This is a genomic window from Mycolicibacterium grossiae, assembly GCF_008329645.1.
Taxonomy (GTDB): Bacteria; Actinomycetota; Actinomycetes; order Mycobacteriales; family Mycobacteriaceae; genus Mycobacterium; species Mycobacterium grossiae.
The window spans coordinates 1,927,323-1,943,843 of sequence record NZ_CP043474.1; the positions used below are offsets into that span (position 1 = coordinate 1,927,323).

General features: G+C 70.9%; 19 protein-coding genes and 1 riboswitch. Of the genes, 11 read left to right on the top strand and 8 right to left on the bottom strand.

Annotated features, from left to right (window positions below; genetic code table 11):
• Positions 1–8: 8 nt before the first annotated feature.
• From FZ046_RS09225 to thiC, 3 genes are all read right to left on the bottom strand, one after another.
• Entirely contained in the window at positions 9–626 is a 618-nt protein-coding gene (locus FZ046_RS09225; RefSeq protein WP_070355011.1) for an alpha/beta hydrolase family protein, read from the bottom strand.
• Positions 623–1,459, bottom strand: a complete 837-nt coding sequence (gene thiD / locus FZ046_RS09230; protein ID WP_070355010.1) for a bifunctional hydroxymethylpyrimidine kinase/phosphomethylpyrimidine kinase — start codon at positions 1,457–1,459, stop codon at positions 623–625. Before thiD ends, FZ046_RS09225 begins: the two co-directional genes overlap by 4 nt.
• Positions 1,456–3,006, bottom strand: a complete 1,551-nt coding sequence (gene thiC, locus FZ046_RS09235; protein ID WP_083298441.1) for a phosphomethylpyrimidine synthase ThiC — start codon at positions 3,004–3,006, stop codon at positions 1,456–1,458. Before thiC ends, thiD begins: the two co-directional genes overlap by 4 nt.
• A riboswitch (TPP riboswitch) is annotated at positions 2,999–3,109 on the bottom strand. Its footprint overlaps the gene before it by 8 nt.
• 113 nt (positions 3,110–3,222) lie before the next feature.
• On the opposite strand from thiC, the gene FZ046_RS09240 reads away from it, so the two are divergent.
• The 4 genes from FZ046_RS09240 to mbp1 all read left to right on the top strand — a co-directional run bounded on the left by FZ046_RS09240 (position 3,223) and on the right by mbp1 (position 7,621).
• Entirely contained in the window at positions 3,223–4,962 is a 1,740-nt protein-coding gene (locus FZ046_RS09240) for an MFS transporter (protein ID WP_407664454.1), read from the top strand.
• A gap of 101 nt (positions 4,963–5,063) precedes the next feature.
• Positions 5,064–5,837: a response regulator transcription factor gene (locus FZ046_RS09245; RefSeq protein WP_070355009.1), complete on the top strand. Its 774-nt coding sequence runs from the start codon at positions 5,064–5,066 to the stop codon at positions 5,835–5,837.
• A gap of 50 nt (positions 5,838–5,887) precedes the next feature.
• A complete protein-coding gene (locus FZ046_RS09250; RefSeq protein ID WP_083298445.1) occupies positions 5,888–7,336 on the top strand; it encodes a sensor histidine kinase in 1,449 nt (482 codons plus the stop codon).
• Between the two features lie 54 nt (positions 7,337–7,390).
• Entirely contained in the window at positions 7,391–7,621 is a 231-nt protein-coding gene (mbp1, locus tag FZ046_RS09255) for a microaggregate-binding protein 1 (RefSeq protein ID WP_070355007.1), read from the top strand.
• A gap of 99 nt (positions 7,622–7,720) precedes the next feature.
• Here mbp1 and FZ046_RS09260 read toward each other — a convergent pair whose 3' ends face one another.
• Positions 7,721–9,580, bottom strand: coding sequence for a glycoside hydrolase family 15 protein (locus tag FZ046_RS09260; RefSeq protein WP_070355006.1), 1,860 nt, complete (start codon positions 9,578–9,580; stop codon positions 7,721–7,723).
• A gap of 10 nt (positions 9,581–9,590) precedes the next feature.
• Positions 9,591–9,902, bottom strand: coding sequence for a hypothetical protein (locus FZ046_RS09265; protein WP_125939810.1), 312 nt, complete (start codon positions 9,900–9,902; stop codon positions 9,591–9,593).
• A gap of 206 nt (positions 9,903–10,108) precedes the next feature.
• Between FZ046_RS09265 and FZ046_RS09270 the strand changes: the two genes are divergently transcribed.
• The 3 genes from FZ046_RS09270 to FZ046_RS09280 all read left to right on the top strand — a co-directional run bounded on the left by FZ046_RS09270 (position 10,109) and on the right by FZ046_RS09280 (position 11,423).
• Complete coding sequence (locus tag FZ046_RS09270) at positions 10,109–10,336, top strand: hypothetical protein (protein ID WP_070355004.1); 228 nt, start codon at positions 10,109–10,111, stop codon at positions 10,334–10,336.
• 44 nt (positions 10,337–10,380) lie between these two features.
• Positions 10,381–10,611: a hypothetical protein gene (locus tag FZ046_RS09275; protein WP_070355003.1), complete on the top strand. Its 231-nt coding sequence runs from the start codon at positions 10,381–10,383 to the stop codon at positions 10,609–10,611.
• A gap of 74 nt (positions 10,612–10,685) precedes the next feature.
• A complete protein-coding gene (locus FZ046_RS09280; RefSeq protein WP_070355002.1) occupies positions 10,686–11,423 on the top strand; it encodes a YoaK family protein in 738 nt (245 codons plus the stop codon).
• A gap of 5 nt (positions 11,424–11,428) precedes the next feature.
• Here FZ046_RS09280 and FZ046_RS09285 read toward each other — a convergent pair whose 3' ends face one another.
• The 3 genes from FZ046_RS09285 to FZ046_RS09295 are packed head-to-tail and all read right to left on the bottom strand — an operon-like array spanning position 11,429 to position 13,713.
• Positions 11,429–12,223: an exodeoxyribonuclease III gene (locus FZ046_RS09285; RefSeq protein WP_070355001.1), complete on the bottom strand. Its 795-nt coding sequence runs from the start codon at positions 12,221–12,223 to the stop codon at positions 11,429–11,431.
• 3 nt (positions 12,224–12,226) lie between these two features.
• Positions 12,227–13,117, bottom strand: a complete 891-nt coding sequence (locus FZ046_RS09290) for an N-acetylglutamate synthase, CG3035 family (protein WP_070355000.1) — start codon at positions 13,115–13,117, stop codon at positions 12,227–12,229.
• Positions 13,118–13,119: 2 nt separating this feature from the next.
• On the bottom strand, positions 13,120–13,713 hold the full coding sequence (locus FZ046_RS09295; protein ID WP_070354999.1) for a peptide deformylase: 594 nt from the start codon (positions 13,711–13,713) through the stop codon (positions 13,120–13,122).
• Positions 13,714–13,857: 144 nt separating this feature from the next.
• Here FZ046_RS09295 and FZ046_RS09300 point away from each other — a divergent pair, with 144 nt between their 5' ends.
• Genes FZ046_RS09300 through FZ046_RS09315 form a run of 4 tightly spaced genes read left to right on the top strand, consistent with a single transcriptional unit; the run spans position 13,858 to position 16,517 of the window.
• On the top strand, positions 13,858–14,166 hold the full coding sequence (locus tag FZ046_RS09300) for a nucleoid-associated protein NapA (protein ID WP_070354998.1): 309 nt from the start codon (positions 13,858–13,860) through the stop codon (positions 14,164–14,166).
• Between the two features lie 40 nt (positions 14,167–14,206).
• Entirely contained in the window at positions 14,207–14,677 is a 471-nt protein-coding gene (locus FZ046_RS09305; protein ID WP_070354997.1) for a LytR C-terminal domain-containing protein, read from the top strand.
• Positions 14,678–14,687: 10 nt separating this feature from the next.
• The gene (sodC, locus tag FZ046_RS09310) at positions 14,688–15,389 is read left to right on the top strand and encodes a superoxide dismutase[Cu-Zn] (RefSeq protein WP_070354996.1); all 702 of its coding nucleotides are present in this window, start codon (positions 14,688–14,690) and stop codon (positions 15,387–15,389) included.
• A gap of 12 nt (positions 15,390–15,401) precedes the next feature.
• Entirely contained in the window at positions 15,402–16,517 is a 1,116-nt protein-coding gene (locus FZ046_RS09315; RefSeq protein WP_070354995.1) for a glutamate--cysteine ligase, read from the top strand.
• Positions 16,518–16,521: the final 4 nt, after the last annotated feature.

Sequence of the window (16,521 nt, forward strand, 5' to 3'; positions counted from 1 at the left end):
AGCAGCAATCAGGGCAGCAGACCGATCGCCGCCGTGACCGCCAGCGCGGGCACGTCGAGGGTCTTCGAGCCGAGGTCGTGCCGGGCTCCGGTCACCTCGACGACTCTCGTCGGCGCGCCGACGAGAGCGGCCGCCGCGCGCACCTCGTCCACCGTCCCGAACGGGTCGGACGTGCCGTGGGTGAAGACCGTCGGCGCCGCGATCGCCGGCAGGTGTGCGGTGCGGGCGCGTTCCGGCTTGCCCGGGGGGTGCAGTGGATAGGAGAACAGCGTCAGCACGGCGACGTCGAGCCCGTCGGCGACCGCCATGGACGTCATCCGTCCGCCGTAGGAGTGGCCGCCCGCGAGCACCGGGCGGTCCGGGACCAGGGTGCGGGCGAGCGCGACGGCCTCGGCCACGCCCTCCTGATCGGCCGTCGCCGATCCGGACGGCGGGCCCTTCGGGCGGCGCCTGCGGTAAGGCAGGTCGTAGCGGACGGCGAGCCAGCTGCGGCGCGCCCACTCGTCGCACACGCGCACCAGCATCGGCGCGTCGCGGTTGCCGCCGGCCCCGTGCGTCAGGACCACCGCTCCGGCCGGCGTGCCGTCCGGGTGGTGCGCGACCCCGGCGATGGCGTCGAGTGTCACGACGCCGACAGCCGGAACAGCGCCGAGACCGGTCCGTGCCCGTGGCCCAGGGGATAGGCCGCGCGGAGACACTCGGTCACCCACCGCTTGGCGAAGGCGACCGCCGCGGGGACCTCCATGCCGTGCGCCAGCGCGGACGCGGCCGCCGCGGCCAGGGTGTCGCCCGCGCCGTGGTCATGGCCGGTGTCGATGCGCTCGGCGACGAACTCGTGGAATTCGCTGCCGTCGAACAGCAGGTCCGGGCTGTGTGCCGACGACCGCAGGTGCCCGCCCTTGACCAGCGCCCAGGCCGGACCGAGGGCGTGCAGCGCACGGGCCGCGTCGCGCTGGGTGGCGTCGTCGACGACCTCGATGCCGGTGAGGTGGCGCACCTCGTCGAGGTTCGGCGTCACCAGCGTGGCGAGCGGGAGCAGTTCGGAGCGCAACGCGTCGAGCGCCGACGGGTGCAGCAGGGGGTCGCCGTGCATCGATGCGCACACCGGGTCGACCACCAGCGGGGCGTCGGTGCCGAGGCCCCGCCACGTCTCGGCGACGCAGCCGATGATCTCCGACGACGCCAGCATGCCGGTCTTGGCCGCCTGCATGCCGATGTCGCCGACCACCGACTGAATCTGGCCGGCGATGACGTCGACCGGGATCTCGTGGAAACCCTGGACCCCGACGGAGTTCTGCACGGTCACGGCGACCACCGCCACCAACCCGTGCACGCCCAGCATCGCGAAGGTCCGCGAATCGGCCTGGATGCCCGCGCCGCCGCCGGAGTCTGTGCCGGCGATGGTCAGCACTCGCCGCGGGGCCGCGCCGGGCGGGGACAGGGGCAGGAAGTCGGTCACGGCGTGGCCTCCGTCAGGGGCAGCGGGATCCGGTCGCCGTGCTCGGCGCGGATGTCGTGACTGATACGCATCGAGCAGAACTTCGGGCCGCACATCGAGCAGAAGTGCGCCGTCTTCGCGGGCTCCGCCGGCAGCGTCTCGTCGTGGAACTCCCGCGCGGTGTCCGGGTCGAGCGCCAGGGCGAACTGGTCGTGCCAGCGGAAGTCGAAGCGCGCCTTGGACAGTGCGTCGTCGCGCTGCTGCGCGCCGGGGTGGCCCTTCGCGAGGTCGGCGGCGTGCGCGGCGATCTTGTAGGTGATGACCCCGTCCTTCACGTCCTTGCGGTTGGGCAGTCCGAGGTGTTCCTTCGGGGTGACGTAGCAGAGCATGGCCGTCCCGGCCGCGGCGATGATCGCGGCGCCGATCCCGGACGTGATGTGGTCGTATGCCGGCGCGATGTCGGTGGTCAGCGGACCCAGCGTGTAGAACGGCGCCTCGTCGCACAGTTCCTCCTCGAGGCGGACGTTCTCCACGATCTTGTGCATCGGCACGTGGCCGGGACCCTCGGTCATCACCTGCACGCCGTGCTCCCTGGCGACCGTCGTCAGCTCCCCAAGGGTGCGGAGTTCGGCGAACTGCGCCGCGTCGTTGGCGTCGGCGATCGAACCCGGCCGCAGTCCGTCGCCCAGGGAGAAGGTCACGTCGTGGCGGGCGAGGATCTCGCACAGCTCGCCGAAGTGCTCGTAGAGGAACGACTCGCGCTGGTGGGCCAGCATCCAGGCGGCCATGATGGAGCCGCCGCGGCTGACGATGCCGGTGACCCGGCGCGCGGTCAGCGGAACGTGGCGCAACAGCACCCCGGCGTGCACCGTCATGTAGTCGACGCCCTGCTCGCACTGCTCGATCACGGTGTCGCGGTACAGGTTCCACTCCAGCCGGGTGGGATCGCCGCCGACCTTCTCGAGTGCCTGGTAGATGGGGACCGTCCCCACGGGCACCGGCGAGTTGCGCAGAATCCACTCCCGCGTCTCGTGGATGTCGCGGCCGGTGGAGAGATCCATGATGGTGTCGGCGCCCCAGCGGGTGGCCCACACCATCTTGTCGACCTCCTCGGCGATCGAGGACGTCACCGCCGAGTTGCCGATGTTGGCGTTGACCTTGACCGCGAACGCCTTGCCGATGATCATCGGCTCGCTCTCGGGATGGTCGTGGTTGGCGGGGATCACCGCCCGGCCGCGGGCCACCTCGTCGCGCACCAGTTCGGCCGGCATGCCCTCGCGTGCCGCGACGAAGGCCATCTCGGCGGTGATCTCGCCGCGCCGGGCGCGCTGCAACTGGGTGCCGCGGTCGCGCACGACGCCCGGCCGCGACGGCAGGCCGGCATCGAGGTCGATGGCGGCACGAGCGTCGGTGTACGGGCCCGACGTGTCGTACAGGTCGAGGTGGTCGCCGGTGGTGAGGTGCACCCGGCGGAACGGCACGCGGCCGCCGTCGGGCAGCACCCGGTAGGTCTTGGTGCTGCCCGTGATGGGGCCGGTGGTGATGGTGGGTTCGCTGAAGACAGCCATTCTCGACACTCCCTACGCCGGCATTACCCGGTCAGGTTCATACGGTCGACGGCCCGCTAGCCGTCCTCTCAGCGCACTGGTGTGCGCTCCCGCGCGGACGTCACACAAGCTACCCCAGCTTCCTCGGGTGTGCGTGACATCGGGAATGCGCATCGACGCGGACTCATTAACTTAGGTAACGTATGTGTTTTGGGGACCGAGGCGAAGAGCGGTGACGTGACCACAGAGATCGAAGCGACGACCAGAACCGACGCCGAAGGGGTGCGGACGGCGCGCCGACGCCTGCGGATGGACCACGATCACCCGCACTACAAGTGGATCGTGTTGTCGAACACCACGCTCGGCACGCTGTTGGCCACCATCAACGCGTCCATCGTCTTGATCTCGCTGCCGGCGATCTTCCGCGGCATCGGCCTGAATCCGCTGGCCCCGGGCAACGTGAGCTACCTGCTGTGGATGCTGATGGGCTACCTCGTCGTCACGGCGGTGCTCGTCGTGCCGTTCGGGCGGCTCGGCGACATGCTCGGCCGCGTCCGCATCTACAACCTCGGCTTCGTCGTGTTCACCGTCGCCGCGGTGGCGTTGTCCTTCGACCCCTTCCACCTCGGCGGCGGCGCCGTCTGGCTCATCGCCTGGCGCGTCGTGCAGGGCGTCGGCGGCGCGATGCTGATGGCGTCCTCGTCGGCGATCCTCACCGACGCCTTTCCGGCGAACCAGCGCGGCATGGCGCTCGGCGTCAACATGGTGTCCGCCGTGGCGGGGTCGTTCCTCGGCCTGCTGATCGGCGGCGCGCTGTCGGAGTGGCACTGGAAGGCCATCTTCTGGGTCGGCGTGCCGATCGGCCTGGCCGGCACCATCTGGAGCCTGCGGTCGCTGCGCGAGCTGGGCGCCCGCACCCCGGGCCGCCTCGACTGGGCGGGCACGTTCACCTTCGGCATCGGGTTGACGGTGCTGCTCACCGGGATCACGTACGGCATCCAGCCCTACGGCGACTCGTCGACCGGCTGGACCAACCCGTGGGTGATCGGCGCCATCGGCGGTGGCCTGCTGCTGCTGGTCGTCTTCTGCCTCGTCGAACTGCGCGTGGCGCAACCCATGGTCGACGTCCGGCTGTTCCGGTCGGCGACGTTCGGCATGGGCAACCTGGCCGGCCTGATGTCCTCGGTGGGGCGCGGCGGGCTGCAGTTCATGCTCATCATCTGGCTGCAGGGCATCTGGCTTCCGTTGCACGGCTACGACTTCGAGTCGACGCCGCTGTGGGCTGCCATCTACATGCTGCCCGTCACGGTGGGCTTCCTGATCGCCGGTCCGCTGGCCGGCTCGCTGTCGGACCGCTTCGGTGCGCGCCCGTTCACCGTGGGCGGCATGGTGCTCATGGCCGGGTCGTTCGTGGCGCTGGTGCTCATCCCGGTCGACTTCGACTACTGGGTGTTCGCCGTGCTGATCTTCCTCAACGGGCTGGGCGGCGGCATCTTCACCGCGCCGAACACCGCGGCCATCATGTCGAGTGTGCCTGCCGCGCAACGTGGTGCGGCCTCGGGCGTGCGGGCGACGTTCTTCAACGCCGGGTCGTCGCTGTCGATCGGCATCTTCTTCTCGCTGATGATCGTGGGCCTCGCGAACACGCTGCCCTCGGCGCTCAGCTCGGGCCTCCAGGACCAGGGCGTCTCGGCCGACGTGGCCCACCAGGTCGCCGGGCTGCCTCCCGTCGGCAGCCTGTTCGCCGCCTTCCTCGGGTACAACCCGATGGCCGAGCTGCTGGAGCCGTACCACGCCCTGCAGCAGCCCGGGGTCGACGCCGCGGCCCTGACCGGCAATGCCTTCTTCCCGCACCTCATCGCCGGTCCGTTCCACAGTGGCCTGGTGGTGGTCTTCGTCGCCGCGGCGGTCATGATGGCGATCGGCGCGGTGGCGTCGATGTTCAACCCGGGGCGGTACGCGACGCCCGACGCGTGACCTCTCGCGCGTGCCCGCACCAGATGTGAACTTGGTATGACCATCGGCGAGGAACGTTCAGGATTCGAGACGAACGGCTATTGACCTCGCATGAGGTTCACATGACGACCGCTCCGGTGCGGCCGCGCGCGCAGCAACCGCGGGCCGCCATCCTCGGCAAGTTGCCCCCCATCCGTCGCGAGGACGGGTCACCGATCCGGGTGCTGTTGGTCGACGACGAACGGGCCCTGACCAACCTGGTCAAGATGGCGTTGCACCACGAGGGCTGGACCGTGGAGACTGCGCACGACGGCCGGGAGGCGCTCGCGAAGTTCGGCTCGGTCGAGCCCGACGTGGTGGTGCTCGACATCATGCTGCCGGGCCTCGACGGACTGCAGATCCTGCAGCGCCTGCGGACCGCGGAGAGCTACACGCCGGTGTTGTTCCTGACCGCCCGCGACACGGTCGCCGACCGCGTCGTGGGGTTGACGTCCGGTGCGGACGACTACATGACGAAGCCATTCAGCCTCGAAGAACTCGTCGCTCGACTGCGTGGTCTGATCCGCCGCACCGGCGAGCCCGCACCGCGCGAGGACACCGAGCTGGTCGTCGGCGACCTGACGCTGGACGGGGCGAGCCGTGACGTCACCCGGGCGGGGGAGCGCATCGAACTCACCACCACGGAGTTCGAGCTGCTGCGCTTCATGATGCGCCACCCGCGGCGCGCCCTCAGCCGCGAGGAGATCCTCAAGGAGGTGTGGAACTACTCGTTCGACGGGCGCACCAGCATCGTCGACCTCTACATCTCCTACCTGCGCAAGAAGGTGGACGCCGGCCGGGCGCCGATGATCCACACGGTGCGCGGAGTGGGGTATCAGCTCCGGCCGCCGTCGTGATCCGGCGGCGTCCCGGCCGCTGGCGGCTGCGCTCGCTGAGCAAGCGCCTGATGGTGGGCGTCTGCACGCTCGTCACCACCGTGGTGCTGGCCGTCGGTGCGCTGTCGATCGTCACGATGAACAGCTACGTGACCTCCGTCAGCGACGCCGACCTGCGGCACTCCCTCGCCGCGCTCGACCACGTCTACGACGAGCAGCGCCTCGACGCCGGCGCACGGGCCGGCCTGCTGACCGACTTCACAGGTCAGGCGCCCGGGACGGTCATCGCGGTGACGCGTGGCGGCGTCGTCACGCGGTCGGCCGAATTCGACGACGACGGACCACGCCCCGCGCCGGAGGCGGCGATTCGCGCCCTCGAGTCGCTGCGGTGGACCGACGGCGCGCCGCGGACCGTCGACCTCGGCGACCTCGGCAGGCACCGGGTCGCGGGCCTCGACCGCGGGGACGGCACCCGCTTGATCTCGGCGGTCTCGCTGGAGAGCGCCGAGGCGGCGATCCTGCAGAAGATCGGCGCCGTCGCGCTCATCACGGCTCTCGCCGCGGCCGTCGCGGCGGTCGGCACCGTCCTGCTGGTCCGCCGCGAGCTGCGGCCGCTGCGGCGGGTGGCGGCCACCGCGGCGCGGGCCGCGCGGATCCCACTCGGCGACGAGGAACACCGCATCACAGCGCGCGTGCGCCGCTCGGACTCCGATCCGGACAACGAGGTCGGCATCGTCGGCGAGACGCTGAATCGACTACTGGCGAACGTGGATTCGGCGCTCGCCATGCGTGCCGAGGCCGACCGGAGGATGCGCCGCTTCCTCACCGACGCCAGCCACGAACTGCGGACACCGTTGGCGGCGATCTCCGGCTACGCCGAACTGACGCGGCAGGAGGCGGCCGCGCTGCCGCCCACCACCGAGTACGCGCTGGCGCGCATCGAGGCCGAGTCCCGCCGCATGAGCGCTCTCATCGGCGACATGCTCCTGCTGTCGCGTCTCGACGAAGGGCAGGGCCTGGACGTCGAGATCGTCGACGCGTGCAGTGTCGTGGCCGATGCGGTCAACGACGTCACGGTCACCGCAGCCGACCATCGGTTCGTGACCGACCTCCCCGACGATCCGGTGTGGGTGCGCGGCGACGGACCGCGGTTGCACCAGGTGCTGACCAACCTGCTCACCAATGCCCGCAACCACACTCCGGCGGGTACGACCGTGACCACGACGGTCCGGACCGGAGCCGACGGCGTCGAACTGTCGGTCGTCGACGACGGCCCGGGCATCGACCCGGAGATCGTGCCGCACCTCTTCGGCCGCTTCGTCCGCGCCAACAAGGCCCGTTCGCGCGAGGCCAACAGCACGGGCCTCGGTCTGGCGATCGTGTCGTCGATCGTCGAGGCGCACGGCGGCACCGTCTCGGTCGACTCGCGCCGCGGTCGCACCGAGTTCCTCGTCCGTCTCCCGGCCGCCGACCTCGACGCGGAGTTGCAGGACGCCGCATCGGATCTCGCGCGCGTTTGAAGACGCGACCCGAATGGGTAGATGCTTCACCACCTGAAACGAAAGGGAACCACCATGAGCGACAGCGGACCCGAGAACGCCGTCAAGGGCATCGTCGAGGACGTCAAGGGCAAGGCCAAGGAGGTCATCGGCACGGTCACCGACCGTGACGACCTTCGCGAGGAAGGCCGCGCGCAGCAGGACAAGGCCGACGCGCAGCGCGACGTCGCCCAGAAGGAAGGCGAGGCCGACGCCGCACGCGCCGCTGCCAGTGCCGCCGAAGCGCGGCAGAAGGCTGCCGAGTAAGACGCAGTAACCCAACAACGCCGCGGCCGGAAATCATTCCGGCCGCGGCGTCGTCGTGTGCCGCAGAGTCAGCCCAGCGGCGTCAGCGGGCCTGCCCAATCACCCACGGCGCGAACCCATTGCGCGGGTCAGGCGGTGACCACTGGCGATGACCCCGATGTGGCTGAACGCTTGCGGAAAGTTGCCGAGGAACGAGCCGTCGCGCGGGTCGATCTCCTCGCTGAGCAGGCCGACGTGGTTGGCGCGTGCGCACAGCGAGTCGTATAGCGACAACGCTTCGTCTATGCGGCCCTGCCCGGTCAGGTTGTCCACCAACCAGAACGAGCACAGCAGGAACGCGCCCTCAGGACCGGCGAGCCCGTCGGAGGACACGTCGTGCCGGTAGCGGTAGAGCAGGCCATCGCCGGCGTCGAGGTCGCGTCGGACCGCCTCGACGGTGGCGATCATCCGCGGATCGGTGAAGTCGACGACGCGCCGCAGCGGCAGGGCGAGCAGTGCGCCGTCGAGACCGCCGCGGTGCGAACCGTCGCCGGACAGCTGTTCGGTGAACGTGCCCCGCTCGGCATCCCAGGCGCCGTGGTCGAGCGCGTAGCCGATCTCCTTCACCGAGCGCCGCCACCGCTCGACCGAGGACGTACGGCCGGTGGCCTCGGCGATGCGCAGCGCGCGGTCGACCGCCACCTGACACATCGCCACCGAGTAGGTGAAGGGACGACCGGTGTCCCGGATCTCCCAGATGCCGTGGTCGGGTGACCGCCACTGGGCCGCGGCCGCGTCGGCGAGTCCTGCGAGGATGGACCACAGGTGGTCGTCGACGTGACCGCCGGCCCGCACCCACTGGTAGGCGACGTCGAGCAGTTCGCCGTAGACGTCGTGCTGGGTCTGACCGGCAGCTCCGTTTCCCCACCGCACCGGTGCGCTGTCGCGCCAGCCGGACAGCGTCGGGTCGGTGTGCTCCGCGGGCGGCTGTCCGCCGTCGAGTGCGTACATGATCGACGGGCCGCCGTCGCGTTCGGCGCAGCCCAGCGTCCAGGCGAGGAAGGCGTCCGCCTCGCTGGTCAGCCCGATGCGGCGTAATGAGTACGTCGAGAACGCGGCGTCGCGGACCCACGTGTAGCGGTAGTCCCAATTGCGTTCGCCGCCTACCCATTCCGGCAGCGATGACGTCGCGGCAGCCATGATTCCGCCGGTGGAGGAGTGGTCGAGGAGCTTCAGCGTCAGCGCCGAGCGGCGGACGAGATGCCGCTGCGGACCCTCGTAGTCGATGTGGGTGGCCCACTGCCGCCACGCCCGTTCGGTGCGGGCCAGGAGCGTGGCCGTCGGGGTGCCGACCTCGATCCGACGCTCGGGCGCCCACACCAGGGACGTCTCGTAGGTCTGGCCGGCCCGCAGCGTCACCGTCGCCGCCAGCGTCCCGTCGCCGTCGTCGTGCAACGGATGCGAGGACCGCAACCGCAGGGGCAGGACCGGGTGGTCGGGTGACGCGATGGTCCAGTCCCCGCCGTGCCGGCCGAATCGCCCGTGGCGCGGGGTGAAGGCGATGCGCAGCCGCACGGAGCCCGACACGACTCGGGCCACGCGCACGAGCTGGCCACGGGCCGCGGTGCCGAGTTCGGTCAGGTCGGCACCCGAGCGCAGCGCCTGGAAGTCGGTGACCTCGACGGTGCCGCCGGCGCCGCTCAACGTGGTGATCACCACGGCGGTGTCGTCGACGTAGCGCTGCTCACCGCCGCTCAGTCCTTCCGGGGCGATGCTCCAGGATCCGCCGCGACGTGCGTCGAGGAGACCGGCGAAGAGCGGCGGCGCGTCGAACCGAGGTACGCACAGCCAGGGCAGCGCGCCGTCGCGCCGGACCAGGGCGCACGTGCTGCCGTCCCCGAGCACTGCGTGGTCGGAGATCGGCAGCTGGCCGTCGCGCGGTCCGAAGGGGCGGGTGGGAGGCACTCCGTAAGCGGTCATCGCGACCGGCTCAGCACTGCACGCCGACGTGCACGACGGTGACCGTGGGCGCGAACGGCAGCGCCGGTCGCAGGCCGCCGGACGGCTGTTCGCGCACCTGCACCGGGCGCACGGAACTGACGCTGCATTCGCTCAGCGAGCCGGTGCCCACCTTGTTGACGACGACGCGGTTGCCCTCCGCCTGCAGGCGGGCGATGGTGTCCGCGGCCGACGATCCGGTGGGTGCGGCCACAGCGGTGGGTCCACACGTGAGCGCGATCACCATGGCGGCCGCCCCCGAGAGGGCGAATGTGCCGAGCCGTTGTGCGCGTGAGGCTTTCATGATTCCAACGGTAGGGACGCCGTGCCGCGACGACCACGCCGCGCGGCGGTCTCATAGCGATTCCATGGACTTATGCGTTGTCTATGAGGACCTTTGGCGACCGTTTCCGGTGGCCGGAATCTCGGGTACATCTGGAGTGACCCGCTCAGAGCGGACAACCAAAACCAGCCAGACACAACGGATCTGGACCGAAGGAAAGGTACACCATGAAGATCAAGGCTCTCGGAATCCCATTCGTCGCCGCCGCGGGCATGGCGTTCGCCCTCGTCGCCGCACCCGCCGCTGCCGCCGTGGACCCCTGCCGCACCGCGGTCTCGTCCTCGCGCTGCCTCGGCCCGCAGGGCGTCGACGGGTTCATGGTCCCCAGCCCGAACGCCGGCGCCCAGAACGGTCCCTACGGGCCGTGGGGCTCGGTCCCGCCGATCGGTCGCTGAGCGACCCCCGCCATCCACCACGATACGAAGGAAGTGCATTGACCATGTCTCTCAAGCTCATCGGCATCCCGTTCATCGCTGCGGCCGGCGTGGCCGTCGGACTCGCCGTCACCCCGGTCGCCGACGCGTCCGTCGACCCGTGCCGTAGTGCCGTCTCGACGTCGCGCTGCCTGGGTCCCCAGGGCATCGACGGCTTCCAGGTACCCAGCTCCGGTGGCGGCGGCGCGCAGAACGGTCCGTACGGATCGTGGGGCGCCATCCCGCCGATCGGCTGATCGCCGAGCACACGTGGCCGAGGTCTCGACCTCGGCCACGAGTCGTGTCCGCCCCCTGACCACCGAGGACTTCCATGCCCGACAAAGGCTTCCCGGCCGACCCGAGGACGCGGTTCCGCTTCGCGGTCGCGCTGGCCACCATCGCCGGCATCGCCGACGCGATCGGCTTCATGCAGTATTCGCAGCTGTTCATGTCCTTCATGAGTGGCAACACCACCCGGATGGGCGAGGCCGCCAGCTCAGCCGACTGGGTGGGCGTCGCGCGCTTCGGCACCGTCATCGCCGTCTTCTGCTTCGGCGCGTTCGCCGGCACGCTCATCGCCGCGTGGTCGGGGCGGTGGCGACTCCCCGCGCTCCTGCTCACCCAGGCGACGCTGCTGCTCACCGGCATCCTGATTCCGCACGGCCCCGAGGCGGTCCCGTGGCACGTCTACCCGATCGTGCTGGCCCTCGGGCTGCAGAACGCGACTCTGCAGGACGAGTCGGGGCGCAGCCTGGCCCTCACCTACGTCACCGGCTCCATCGTGCGGTTCGGGGCCGGTCTGGCCAACATGCTGCTGCACAAGCCGTCGCCGTCGTTCTGGATCCAGGGCCCGCTGTGGGCCGGCCTCGCCGGCGGCGCGGTGATCGGCGGCGTCCTGCAGCGGGCGTTCGGCGAGGCGGCCTTCGCCGTCCCCGCCACCTTCCTGCTGACGCTCGCGGTGATGGCGCTGCTGCTGACCATCAGGCACCCGACCAACGACCTCGTCACCAGTGCGCATGCGCCGCAACCGGATGCGCATCCCGAGGCGAAGCCGACCGTCTCGGTGTGAGTTCCTCAGGTGAGGTCGACGAGGACCGGCGCGTGGTCGCTGGGCGGCGGGGTGCCCTTCTTGCCCGGCTTGCGTTCGGCGCGCACGATCTCGGCGTGCCCGACCCGCTCGGCCAGTGCGGGGGAGCCGAGCACGAAGTCGATCCGCATGCCCTCGCGCCGAGGGAAGCGCAGCTGGGTGTAGTCCCAGTAGGTGAAGTTCTCCGGACCGGGCGCGAAGGGCCGCACCACGTCGGGGAATTCGGCCTCGATGGCGCGGAACGCCGCGCGCTCGGGCTCGGTCACGTGGGTGCTGTGCCGGAACACCTCGATGTCCCAGACGTCCTCGTCGGTCGGCGCGATGTTCCAGTCGCCGACCAGCGCGATCTGCGCGCGCGGATCCTCGGCGAGCCACCCGGACGCCGTGCGCCGCAGCGCGGCGAGCCAGTCGAGCTTGTAGGCGTAGTGCGGGGAGTCGACGGTGCGGCCGTTGGGCACGTACAGGCTCCACACCCGCACGCCGTCGCACGTGGCGCCGAGCGCGCGCGCCTCGGAGGCCTCCTCCCACGTCGGCTGCCCGTCGAAACCGACCGCGACGTCGGTGATCCCGACGCGCGAGGCGATCGCCACGCCGTTCCACTGGCTGGACCCGGTGTGCACGACCTCGTAGCCCAGCGAGGCGAAGGGCAGCGTCGGGAACTGCTCGTCCTTGCACTTCGTCTCCTGCATGGCCAGGACGTCGACGTCGGCGCGCTCCAACCAGGAGGTGACGCGGTCGATGCGCGAACGGATGGAGTTCACGTTCCACGTGGCCAGGCGCATCGGTCAGAGCCTACGGGCGTCGACGTAGCGGCTGCCGTGTTGGGTGCGGAAGCCCATGGCCGCGTAGAGCCTCAGTGCGGCCGCGTTGTCGTCGAGCACCTGCACGTACGCGCGGGTCGCGCCGTGGCCGGCACCCCAGGCGAGCAGGGCGTCGCAGATGGCCCGGCCGTGCCCGCCGCGCCGGGCGGACTCGACCACGTGCACCGCCGACAGGCCCACCCAGCGGGTGCCGTCGGGAGCCGAGGTGACCGCGCCGCGCGCCGCGGCGACGCCCTCGATCGTCGCGAAGGCGACGACGCCGTCGACGACGGCCGTCAGCACCTCGTCCGGCACGGCGCGCGGGTCGACCGACCGCCAGTTCTCGTCGGGGGCGTTGGTGATGACGACCGAGACCGCCGGCGGGCCGGGCGCGACGTCGGCCACCAGCACGGCGTTCGCGCCGTCGGCGGGGACGTCCGGGCGTAGCCGCAACAGTCGGTCGGGTGCCGCGAGCAGCGGGGTGACGCCGCGCGCGCCGTACCAGTCGACGATCGCGGGCACCGTCGCCGGCGACGCCCATGCCTCGACCGGGACCGCCGAGTTGGCGCGACGGGTGTGGCCGTCGCCGAAGCGCAGGAACCAGCCGTCCAGCCAGACGTGCTCGGTCCCGGGCCAGGCCAGCGCGGCGGCGTGCTCGAGGTTGCGGATCTGCGACGTGCGCACCGGCATTTCCGGGATGACGCGCACCGCCAGCACGTCGTCGGCCGCCACCTCCACCAGGTCGCCGTGCCGGGTGCGGACACCGACCGTCGCGTCGGCGCGCTCGACGTGCCCGACGACGTCGGTGTGCGGCGGCACCTCGCCCTCGGGCAGCCGGTAGCGCAGGCTCACCCGGGATCCGAGCGGCGGCAGCATCGCTAGTGGCCGAACGGGTCGGGATCCTCGCCCGGCATCCAGGTGTGCCCGGGCACACCCCAGCCGTGCGACTTGACGGCGCGCTTGGCGGCGCGGGCGTGCCTGCCGATCAGCCGGTCGAGGTAGAGGAAGCCGTCGAGGTGGCCGGTCTCGTGCTGCAGCATGCGGGCGAACAGGCCGTTGCCCTCCAGCGTGATGGGCGTGCCGTCGCCGTCGAGCCCGGTGACGCGCGCCCAGGTGGCGCGCCCCGTCGGGAACGACTCGCCGGGCACCGACAGGCAGCCCTCGTCGTCGTCGTCCGGATCGGGCATCGTCTCGGGGACCTCGGAGGTCTCCAGGACCGGGTTCACCACCACGCCGCGGCGGCGCAGCGTCTTGCCGCGGTCGTCGGCGCAGTCGTAGACGAAGACGCGCGTCGCCACTCCGATCTGGTTGGCGGCCAAGCCCACTCCGTGGGCGGCATCCATCGTGTCGAAGAGGTCGGTGATGAGCGAGGCGAGGTCCGCCGGCAGCGAACCATCGGCGCCGACGGGCACCGGGGTGGTCGCGGTGTGCAGGACGGGATCTCCCACGATGCGGATCGGGACGACGGCCATGGGAGGAAATGCTAGTGAGCCGGTACCGGCGATCCGACTCGCGGGTGATGATCACGGCTCAATCACGAACCCCGTGGTTGAATATCGCCGAACCAGAGGAAATCCAGTCCTCGGCAGCCACTGCGGAAGGGTCCCCAGAGCGAAATGGACGGCGCCATCGCACGGACTGATCAGTCCGGAGACGACTCTGCGCTCACCGATGGTCTGACCCGCCGCGAACACGACATCCTGGCCTTCGAACGGCAGTGGTGGAAGTACGCGGGCTCCAAGGAAGACGCCATCAAGGAGCTGTTCTCCATGTCGGCCACGCGGTACTACCAGGTGCTCAACGCGCTGGTGGACCGCCCCGAGGCACTCGCGGTGGACCCGATGCTCGTGAAGCGGCTGCGCCGCCTGCGCGCCAGTCGGCAGAAGGCGCGGGCCGCTCGCAAGCTGGGTTTCGACCTCACCTGAGCTTTTCGCGCCACGCGGACCGACGAATACAGTGGGTGCGATGAACCAGCGAGAGACCTCCGGGTTGCCCCTGCGCGCCATCGTGATGGTGCTCCTCTTCCTGGGCGTGGTGTTCCTGCTGGTCGGGTTCCAGTCGATGGGCTCCGACGACGACGCCGCCGACAGCACCTCCTCCAGCGTGGTCAGCACCGTCACCCCCGCCCCGAGCACGTCGGCCGCGGCGTCCGGCCAGGCCGCGCCGCGCGCCGAGGTGCGGGTCTTCAACGTCTCCGACGTCGCGGGCGCCGCGGAGAACGTGGCCAACCGGCTGCGCGACGACGAGTGGAACGTCGTCGAGACCGGCAACCTGCCGCCGGAGGGCGTGACGGCCACCACCGTCTACTGGGGCGAGGCCGCCGGTGAACGCCAGTCCGCCGAGCAGATCGGCAAGCTCCTCGACGCGCCGGTGGCCGAACGGACGCCCCCGCTGGCAGACCGACCGCCCGGCGTCATCGTCGTCGTCACCGGCTAGGCTTTCGGGCATGCCGATCTCTGCTTCGCTCCGCCTCGTCGCCGCCACGGCGCTGCTCGTTCCGGTCGCGGCAGCATGCACGCCCAACGAGCCCGTCGCCACCCAGCCCGGCACCACCCCGTCGGTGTGGACCGGTTCGCCGGCACCGTCGGCCGGTGCGCAGGAGGGCGAGGGCGGCGCGGCTCCGGCCGGCGAGACGCTGACCGCCGAGATCAAGACGCCCGACGGCACCACCGTCGCGACCGCCGAGTTCGCGTTCGAGGGCGGGCACGCCAACGTCACCGTGCAGACCACCGCGCCGGGGCAGTTGGCGCCCGGCTTCCACGGCATGCACATCCACTCCGTCGGCAAGTGCGAGGCCGCGTCGGTGGCCCCCACCGGCGGCGCGCCCGGCGACTTCCTGTCCGCGGGTGGGCACTTCCAGGTTCCCGGCCACAGCGGTCACCCGGCCAGCGGCGACCTCGCGTCGCTGCAGGTCCGCGAGGACGGCTCGGCGATGCTGGTGACGACGACCGACGCCTTCACCGCCGAGCAGCTGCTCGCCGGGCAGAAGACGGCGATCATCATCCACGAGAAGTCGGACAACTTCGCCAACATCCCGCCGGAGAAGTACCAGCAGACCAACGGCACGCCCGGCCCGGACCAGGAGACGCTCGCCACCGGCGATGCCGGCAAGCGCGTCGCCTGCGGCGTCATCTCGCCCTCCACGTAGGCGGCGACGCCGGTGTCGCAGCGCATCGACTTCGCCGGATCGGCCCGGCCGACCGTGGGCGTCGAGTGGGAGTTCGCGCTCGTCGACCCGGTCACGCGCGACCTGAGCAACGAGGCCGCCGCGGTCATCGACGAGATCGGCGAGACACCGCACGTGCACAAGGAGTTGCTGCGCAACACCGTCGAGGTGGTCACCGGCATCTGCGACAACGCCGGTGAGGCGATGGACGACCTGCGCGGCACGCTCGGCACCACGCGGCGAATCGTGGAGGCCCGCGGCATGGAGTTGTTCTGCGCGGGCACGCACCCGTTCGCGAACTGGTCGGCCGCGCAACTGACCGACGCGCCGCGCTACGCCGAGCTGATCAAGCGCACCCAGTGGTGGGGGCGGCAGATGTTGATCTGGGGGGTGCACGTGCACGTCGGCGTGTCCTCGGCGCACAAGGTGATGCCGATCATCACGTCGCTGCTCAATCACTATCCGCACCTGCTGGCGCTGTCGGCGTCCTCGCCCTACTGGGCCGGACACGACACCGGGTACGCGAGCAACCGCGCCATGATGTTCCAACAGCTGCCGACGGCCGGCCTGCCCTTCCACTTTCAGAAGTGGTCGCACTTCGAGCGCTTCGTGGCCGACCAGAAGAAGACCGGCATCATCGACCACATGAACGAGATCCGGTGGGACATCCGGCCGTCGCCGCATCTCGGCACCGTGGAGGTGCGGATCTTCGACGGCGTCTCCAACATCGACGAACTCGGCGCGCTCGTCGCGCTGACGCACTGCCTGATCGTCGACCTGGACCGGCGGCTCGACGCCGGCGAGCAGCTGCCGACGATGCCGCCGTGGCACGTGCAGGAGAACAAGTGGCGCGCAGCGCGTTACGGCCTGGACGCGGTCATCATCCTGGACGCCGACAGCAACGAGCGGCTGGTCACCGAGGACCTCGACGAGGTGCTGAACCGGCTGGAACCGGTCGCCGCGTCGCTGGGCTGCTCCGACGAACTGGCCGCGGTGTCGTCGATCGCCCGGGGCGGTGCGTCGTATCAGCGGCAGCGCCGCGTGGCCGAGGACAACGACGGGGACCTGCGCGCCGTGGTCGACGCGCTCGTCGGCGAGTTGGTGCTGTAACCCG

What these genes read in the sequence shown, in the direction of transcription:
- thiC (WP_083298441.1), bottom strand. Translation starts at nt 3,006, where the DNA reads ATGGCTGTCTTCAGCGAACCCACCATCACCACCGGCCCCATCACGGGC.
- FZ046_RS09245 (WP_070355009.1), top strand. Translation starts at nt 5,064, where the DNA reads ATGACGACCGCTCCGGTGCGGCCGCGCGCGCAGCAACCGCGGGCCGCC.
- FZ046_RS09250 (WP_083298445.1), top strand. Translation starts at nt 5,888, where the DNA reads ATGGTGGGCGTCTGCACGCTCGTCACCACCGTGGTGCTGGCCGTCGGT.
- mbp1 (WP_070355007.1), top strand. Translation starts at nt 7,391, where the DNA reads ATGAGCGACAGCGGACCCGAGAACGCCGTCAAGGGCATCGTCGAGGAC.
- FZ046_RS09260 (WP_070355006.1), bottom strand. Translation starts at nt 9,580, where the DNA reads ATGACCGCTTACGGAGTGCCTCCCACCCGCCCCTTCGGACCGCGCGAC.
- FZ046_RS09265 (WP_125939810.1), bottom strand. Translation starts at nt 9,902, where the DNA reads ATGAAAGCCTCACGCGCACAACGGCTCGGCACATTCGCCCTCTCGGGG.
- FZ046_RS09270 (WP_070355004.1), top strand. Translation starts at nt 10,109, where the DNA reads ATGAAGATCAAGGCTCTCGGAATCCCATTCGTCGCCGCCGCGGGCATG.
- FZ046_RS09275 (WP_070355003.1), top strand. Translation starts at nt 10,381, where the DNA reads ATGTCTCTCAAGCTCATCGGCATCCCGTTCATCGCTGCGGCCGGCGTG.
- FZ046_RS09280 (WP_070355002.1), top strand. Translation starts at nt 10,686, where the DNA reads ATGCCCGACAAAGGCTTCCCGGCCGACCCGAGGACGCGGTTCCGCTTC.
- FZ046_RS09285 (WP_070355001.1), bottom strand. Translation starts at nt 12,223, where the DNA reads ATGCGCCTGGCCACGTGGAACGTGAACTCCATCCGTTCGCGCATCGAC.
- FZ046_RS09290 (WP_070355000.1), bottom strand. Translation starts at nt 13,117, where the DNA reads ATGCTGCCGCCGCTCGGATCCCGGGTGAGCCTGCGCTACCGGCTGCCC.
- FZ046_RS09295 (WP_070354999.1), bottom strand. Translation starts at nt 13,713, where the DNA reads ATGGCCGTCGTCCCGATCCGCATCGTGGGAGATCCCGTCCTGCACACC.
- FZ046_RS09300 (WP_070354998.1), top strand. Translation starts at nt 13,858, where the DNA reads ATGGACGGCGCCATCGCACGGACTGATCAGTCCGGAGACGACTCTGCG.
- FZ046_RS09305 (WP_070354997.1), top strand. Translation starts at nt 14,207, where the DNA reads ATGAACCAGCGAGAGACCTCCGGGTTGCCCCTGCGCGCCATCGTGATG.
- sodC (WP_070354996.1), top strand. Translation starts at nt 14,688, where the DNA reads ATGCCGATCTCTGCTTCGCTCCGCCTCGTCGCCGCCACGGCGCTGCTC.